This window comes from Alysiella sp. (assembly GCF_030525755.1).
Classification (GTDB): Bacteria; Pseudomonadota; Gammaproteobacteria; order Burkholderiales; family Neisseriaceae; genus Simonsiella.
The window spans coordinates 39,695-45,694 of the sequence record NZ_JAUNEC010000007.1 but is presented as its reverse complement, the minus strand read 5'-3'; the positions used below and the strand labels follow the sequence as shown (position 1 = coordinate 45,694).

Below are 6,000 nucleotides of genomic sequence, written 5' to 3'. Positions count from 1 at the left end.
GTTTAAAATACACATCTTCGCCTTCTTCGGTGCTTTGTCCACCATTCAATACGCAATCTTTAAACGGAAAATCCAACACAACATCGCTGCTGTCTTTCAAAAAACGGCTACCATCGGTTAAGCCGATTCGGTTGGCGTAACGTGTGTAGGAATTGTTTACACTGTGTTTATCCAAGAAAAAACGGAAATCTTGCATTTTAAATACCCATGCTTCGCCAATTTGCACGAAAAAGTGGCGTTGTGTTTCAGGCTGCTTGAATAATGCCGCAATGATTTCGGGATTGGTTTTTTCCAGTAAATCCAATAATTTGGGCTTATTGATTTCGGTTTGGCTTTCGTCTGCCCACACATCGCAATTTTGCAATGCTTTTTCCAGTTCGGTTTGTAAATTCATGGGTTTTCCTTAATGAGATATGGCTTAAAAAGGCAGCCTGAAAAGCCTTTTTATACTTTTCAGGCTGCCTGAAATATTTTTGGGTTTTAATGATGACCGCAGTAGTTGTAGGTCGGGCATTGATGCCCGACAATACCGTCATTCATCATGTCGGGCATCAATGCCCGACCTACGGAAATGATTTTGAAGGCTGCCTAAAAAATCAAAATCAATCAATGATGACCACAACCGCTTTCTTTCAACGCTTCTTCCGCCTGAACATCAGCGTGATACGAACTGCGCACCATCGCGCCAATTGCCGCATTGGTAAAGCCCATTTCATAGGCTTCTTTTTCAAATTGCTTGAACATATCGGGCGTAACATAGCGCAACACAGGCAAATGCCCATCAGACGGCTGCAAATATTGCCCAACGGTAATCATTTCAATATTGTGTTCACGCATGTCGCGCATGATTTCGCGCACCTCATCGTCCGTTTCGCCCAAGCCAACCATAATGCCCGATTTGGTGGGAATATGTGGCTGCATTTCCTTGAATCTTCTCAACAATTCCAAAGAATGCTTGTAATCCGAACCAGGACGCGCTTGTTTGTACAAACGCGGGTGGGTTTCCAAATTGTGGTTCATCACATCGGGCGGATTTTTGGACAAAATGTCCAAGGCAATGTCCAAACGCCCACGGAAATCAGGCACGAGAATTTCAATTTTCGTATTCGGGCTGCGTTCACGAATGGCGTTGATGCAATCGGCAAAATGCTGTGCGCCGCCATCGCGCAAATCGTCCCTGTCCACCGAAGTGATGACAACGTAGCGCAAACCCATTGCCGCCACGCTTTCTGCCAAATTTTTTGGCTCATCGGGGTCAAGCGGATTGGGGCGACCGTGTCCCACATCGCAAAACGGGCAACGGCGCGTACAAATGTCGCCCATAATCATGAATGTCGCCGTGCCTTTGCTGAAACATTCGCCAATATTCGGGCAGGACGCTTCTTCGCAAACGGTGTGCATTTTCTGGTCGCGCAAAATATTTTTGATTTCAAAGAATTTTTTACCTGTTGGAATTTTGGCGCGTATCCATTCGGGTTTTTTCAGTTTTTGTTCCAAAGGCACGATTTTAATCGGAATGCGTGCGGTTTTGCTTGCGCCTTTGTGTTTTACGCCTTGGGCGTTGTCTAGGGGATTGGTGGTTTCGGTGGTCATTCGATTAACTCTTTATTTTGAATCAGATGGAAATGGTTTTCAGGTTATTGGGCTTAATCTACTTTAAATATTAACTTGATTTTAGCACGAGATTGGATAGGTTTGCCTTTGCATAAAGCGGGTTGAAAGACAGCCTTTTGGACTGCATCTAACGCGGCTTTATCTAAAACTCCAATTCTGCTGGATTGATGAATATTGGCTTGTGTTACTTTACCGTTCTCATCAACATGAAAAGTCACAGTTACCAAGCCTTCCAAATAACTTTCAATCGCTCTTTGGGGATAAGTGGCTTGGATAGGGTTTAATGCTTTTGGGGGTTGAATTTCGTCAGGCGTACATTGATTTGCTGTGGTTTGGCAAGCAGATAGTAAGCAAGTCAATGATAAAAAAAGCCATTTTAAATGATTAAATTTGATGATTTGCATAAAAAATATTTCCTCAAAACAAAGTTTTTCAATTATTAGGTAATTTTTGTGTTTTTTATCACTTTAGTTTAGTCATGATTCTTTTCAGTCTATCCAATCATCAAAAAGATAGAGAAAAACGTATTTATTTCAATTGAATCAATTACTATAAATAAACGCTGTTAAAGCTGACCATTATGTTGTCCAATGAGAATGTTTTTGTTTCGGTGGTCATTTTTTTCTTTTTGAAATCAGCATGGTGCAACTTATTGTACCATCTTTAGTTTTGCAATTTTCGGTACAACTTGTTGCACACTACATATTTTTTACAGGCAGCCTGAAGTGCCAATCGGCTCGCATTATAAACCCTTACGCATAATCCGTTGCCCCAATGTTGCCGAAATGCGGTTAATCCAATAGAGCCATTTGCTTTTGCCTGCCATGATTTCATAGTGGTCGCGTTGAAAATCGCGCCAAAATTCTTGTGCCAGTTCATCGGGTGAAATTTTCAGATTGGCATGTCCTTTGCCTTGCGACATCGGGGTCAAAACCATGGGCGGCAGAATTTCAAATACGCGCACGCTGCTTGCTTCTAACTGCCAGCGTAGCACTTGTGTGAAGCTGTGCAAACCTGCTTTGGTGGCGCAATACAGAGCGCAGGTTTCTTTGGGGACAATCGCCAAACCCGATGACACGTTCACAATCGCCGCTTGCGGTTTGTTGCGTAAAATGGGCAAAAAAGCCAAGCACAATTGCGTGGGAGCGGTAAGATTGGTCTGGATTTCTTGCGCGATTTCGTCATCGGTTTGCGTGTCAAAAGGTTTGGTAAACTGAATGCCTGCGTTGTTGATGAGTATATTGGCATCGGGAAATTGCTGTACCAAACGGGCGCGGTCTTGGGCATTGCCAATGTCGGCAACGGCAATTTGGCAGCGAGTGTGTTCGGCTTTCAGGCTGCCTGAAAGCCAGCTTTGTGCTTCGCGCAAAACGTCTTCACGGCGACCAACCAATATCACTTGATTGCCGGCGGCGTGGAATTGTTTTGCCAAGGCAAAGCCTATGCCTGTTGCACCGCCTGTGATTAAAACGGTATGCCCTGTTGGGGTCATGATTTTTCTTTCTGTTTTAGATGTTAATGCCAACTCTTTCAGGCAGCCTGAAAAGCTGGCATGGGTTGGATTTTTTAATCCAATCATGTGGTTTTTTCGGGAGATGTCGGATACCGCCATTGTACCTACGGTTTCTGTTGCAACAATACTATTTGTTGTAGGATAAAAGATTTTGTGGCTGTACATTTTGCCATTGCACCATGTTTTTTCTTCTATTTCTACACTTGTTGCGCTGTTTTGTTCACTGCGTAAATAGACTTCTTTTAAGGCTGGACGTTTGTTTTGGCGCACTCGGTAGTATGCTTCATAACGGTATGTTGGGTCTGATTTGTTTGTTATTTTGAGCAGGTGGTTTTTGCTATCTATTTAGGACAAGCCCATGTGGTTTCAGTTAAACTGCTTAATTCATCAATTAAAATAAACCAGCCTGATGCGGTTTACACATGGATTTTATAGCCTGTGGTACCATAAGAACCAATGCTGCTTTGGGAAACAGCAATGTCGGTTTTGCCATCAAAATTGTAGTTGGCAGGATTGAGAAAATCAGTAAAACGAAATGGCGGACCTTCTGTGAAGCGGAATACACGCAAATCTTTGCTGGTAAAGGTTTGACGGTGTTTGCCTGTATTCAATTCAATGCTGCCTGCACCTTCGCATGAGGTTTCATTGCATTGGGCAACCTAAATGTTTGCCGTCCAAGTTTTGTCTTTGAGAATAAAATTTTGCGCTTGGGCTAATGAGGTAGCAAACAGCATAGCCAGCAATAAATAATCTTTCATCATAGCTCCTTACTGATGATGTTCTTGATTTTCAGGCTGCCTGAAAAGCCAATTCGCGCATCAAATGTGTGCTTAATTTGTCGCCCACTTCATCCAATTCAGGTGCAGGCTGCACCAAATCGGCGATTTGTACCATTTCCATGCCCGCATAACCACATGGATTGATTTGCTTAAATGGCGACAAATCCATGTTCACATTTAAAGCAAGTCCATGATAAACTGAACCATTTTTAATGCGTAAACCCAAAGATGCGATTTTGCGTTCGCCGACATAGACCCCCGGTCTTTTCGGGTCGGCGGCTGCCTGAATGTTGTATTCGGCAAGTGTGGCAATAATTGCGTTTTCCAGCGCGGATACGATGTGGCGCACGCTTTGTTTGCGGCGTTTGAAGTCAATCATCGTATAAACAACTAGTTGCCCCAAGCCGTGATAGGTAATTTGTCCGCCACGGTCTATCTGCACCACAGGAATATCGCTTGGAAACAACAAATGTTCGGGTTTGCCTGCCAAACCTTGTGTGAACACGGGATAATGTTCCACCAGCCATAATTCGTCTTCGGTGTTGTCATCGCGTGTGTCGTTGAAGTGTTTCATTGCATCAAAAATTGGTTGGTAATCTTGTCTACCCAATTTTTTGATTTTCATAAATTTTCCCTCTCCCTAATCCTCTCCCAAAGGGGGAGAGAAATGTATTGTTAAAACACCACCTTAACCATAGGATGTGAGGTTACTGCACGGTAAATGTTGTCCAACTGTTCTTGATTTTCGGCGCGAACTGTTACGGTTGCACCAATAAATTTTCCCCCTGAGCTGGGGCGCAGTTTGACATTGGCTTCGGTGGTATGGGGAGCGTGTGTTTGAATGGCTTTGAGTATTTCGGGCACAAAATCAGGGTGTTGTGCGCCCATGATTTTGAGATTGAAATCAGTAGGAAATTCAATGAGTGAGGATTGTGTTTGGTTCGCTTCTTGTGTCATCATTGTGCTTTCTGTGGTTTATTTTGGGGCGGTATTTTATCGGAAATGGGGTGTATTGCACAGTCATGGTTTGCTTGTTGTTTAAATTTTTATTTAAAAACAATTATCTGATTTATTATTGGGCAATTTGTGGTATTGAAAAAAACGATGATGCTTGCAATATGTTGCCGAAACCGATATCTTATGCTGCTTGAAAACACACATTTATTGAAGGAAACAAAAATGAGCGACAAAATTGTACACGTTACCGATGCTTCTTTTGAGCAAGAGGTATTGCAAGCAGAATTACCTGTATTATTGGATTTTTGGGCTGCATGGTGCGGTCCTTGCAAAATGATTGCCCCTGTGTTGGACCAGTTGGCAGAAGAATATGCAGGTAAAGTGAAAATTGCCAAAATCAATGTTGATGACAATCAAATTGTGCCTGCGCAGTTTGGTGTGCGTGGCATCCCCACTTTAATTGTGTTCAAAAATGGTAAAGCGGTTGCCACCAAAGTAGGTGCTTTGGCGAAAAATCAGTTGGCATCATTTATTGATGCATCCATTGCTTAATTGGTATTCATGATTGTGAACACAGGCTGCCTGAAATGTTTCAGGCAGCCTGTTTGTGTACGTCCCGCGCAACATGATTTAAAATGACGTGATTGTGTTGTTTTGAATGAAGTGATTTGATGATGAACCAACTTTATCCCTATGCTCATATTGTGCATTTGTTTTGTGCGATTGCTTTTGTAGGCGGTGTGATTTTTGAAGCTTTGATTTTGGGTGTTTTACATGGTAAACAGGTTTCACGCGAAACTCGTCAAGAAGCGGATAAAGCCATTGCTCGCCGTGCGGTTCGGGTTATGCCATGGATTGTGTTGGGTGTGTTTTTATCGGGTTTGGTGATGTTGCATCGTTATATTGATGTTCTGAAAGCCCCTTTTACAAATGGTTTTTCGATGCAACTGACTTTAAAATTATTATTGGCTTTGGGAATTTTAGGGCATTTTGGGGTGGCAATTTACAAAATGAAAACTCAAACTTTAACGGTGGCATGGTCAAAATACATTCATCGGGCGGTATTATTGCAGATGTTGTTGATTGTGTTTTTGGCAAAAAGTATGTTTTATTTTGCATTTTAGGACTTAATTTTCA

The 6,000-nt window shown here is 42.5% G+C and carries 9 protein-coding genes; 2 read left to right on the top strand and 7 right to left on the bottom strand.

Going from position 1 to position 6,000, the window contains the following annotated elements:
- The 7 genes from Q4B82_RS02930 to Q4B82_RS02900 form a co-directional block, all read right to left on the bottom strand.
- Positions 1–394: site-specific DNA-methyltransferase (locus tag Q4B82_RS02930; RefSeq protein ID WP_303064939.1), on the bottom strand; the 394-nt coding region annotated here is incomplete at its 3' end.
- A 212-nt stretch (positions 395–606) separates the two neighbouring features.
- Positions 607–1,593 carry a lipoyl synthase gene (gene lipA / locus Q4B82_RS02925; protein ID WP_097113876.1) on the bottom strand — a complete coding sequence of 329 codons (987 nt, stop codon included), beginning with the start codon at positions 1,591–1,593 and terminating at the stop codon, positions 607–609.
- Positions 1,594–1,646: 53 nt separating this feature from the next.
- On the bottom strand, positions 1,647–2,018 hold the full coding sequence (locus Q4B82_RS02920; protein ID WP_303064938.1) for an energy transducer TonB: 372 nt from the start codon (positions 2,016–2,018) through the stop codon (positions 1,647–1,649).
- Between the two features lie 338 nt (positions 2,019–2,356).
- Positions 2,357–3,106 carry an SDR family oxidoreductase gene (locus Q4B82_RS02915; RefSeq protein WP_368501324.1) on the bottom strand — a complete coding sequence of 250 codons (750 nt, stop codon included), beginning with the start codon at positions 3,104–3,106 and terminating at the stop codon, positions 2,357–2,359.
- Between the two features lie 437 nt (positions 3,107–3,543).
- On the bottom strand, positions 3,544–3,738 hold the full coding sequence (locus tag Q4B82_RS02910) for a hypothetical protein (protein WP_303064936.1): 195 nt from the start codon (positions 3,736–3,738) through the stop codon (positions 3,544–3,546).
- A gap of 178 nt (positions 3,739–3,916) precedes the next feature.
- On the bottom strand, positions 3,917–4,531 hold the full coding sequence (gene lipB / locus Q4B82_RS02905) for a lipoyl(octanoyl) transferase LipB (RefSeq protein ID WP_303064935.1): 615 nt from the start codon (positions 4,529–4,531) through the stop codon (positions 3,917–3,919).
- Between the two features lie 50 nt (positions 4,532–4,581).
- Complete coding sequence (locus tag Q4B82_RS02900) at positions 4,582–4,863, bottom strand: YbeD family protein (protein ID WP_303064934.1); 282 nt, start codon at positions 4,861–4,863, stop codon at positions 4,582–4,584.
- Positions 4,864–5,085: 222 nt separating this feature from the next.
- On the opposite strand from Q4B82_RS02900, the gene trxA reads away from it, so the two are divergent.
- Positions 5,086–5,415, top strand: coding sequence for a thioredoxin TrxA (trxA, locus tag Q4B82_RS02895; RefSeq protein ID WP_303064933.1), 330 nt, complete (start codon positions 5,086–5,088; stop codon positions 5,413–5,415).
- 122 nt (positions 5,416–5,537) lie between these two features.
- On the top strand, positions 5,538–5,987 hold the full coding sequence (locus Q4B82_RS02890) for a CopD family copper resistance protein (RefSeq protein WP_303064944.1): 450 nt from the start codon (positions 5,538–5,540) through the stop codon (positions 5,985–5,987).
- The last annotated feature ends 13 nt before the right edge of the window (positions 5,988–6,000 follow it).

Excerpts from the sequence above, each read along its gene's own strand:
- Q4B82_RS02900 (WP_303064934.1), bottom strand. The coding sequence starts at position 4,863 with ATGACACAAGAAGCGAACCAAACACAATCCTCACTCATTGAATTTCCT.
- Q4B82_RS02915 (WP_368501324.1), bottom strand. The coding sequence starts at position 3,106 with ATGACCCCAACAGGGCATACCGTTTTAATCACAGGCGGTGCAACAGGC.
- lipB (WP_303064935.1), bottom strand. The coding sequence starts at position 4,531 with ATGAAAATCAAAAAATTGGGTAGACAAGATTACCAACCAATTTTTGAT.
- Q4B82_RS02890 (WP_303064944.1), top strand. The coding sequence starts at position 5,538 with ATGAACCAACTTTATCCCTATGCTCATATTGTGCATTTGTTTTGTGCG.
- lipA (WP_097113876.1), bottom strand. The coding sequence starts at position 1,593 with ATGACCACCGAAACCACCAATCCCCTAGACAACGCCCAAGGCGTAAAA.
- trxA (WP_303064933.1), top strand. The coding sequence starts at position 5,086 with ATGAGCGACAAAATTGTACACGTTACCGATGCTTCTTTTGAGCAAGAG.
- Q4B82_RS02920 (WP_303064938.1), bottom strand. The coding sequence starts at position 2,018 with ATGCAAATCATCAAATTTAATCATTTAAAATGGCTTTTTTTATCATTG.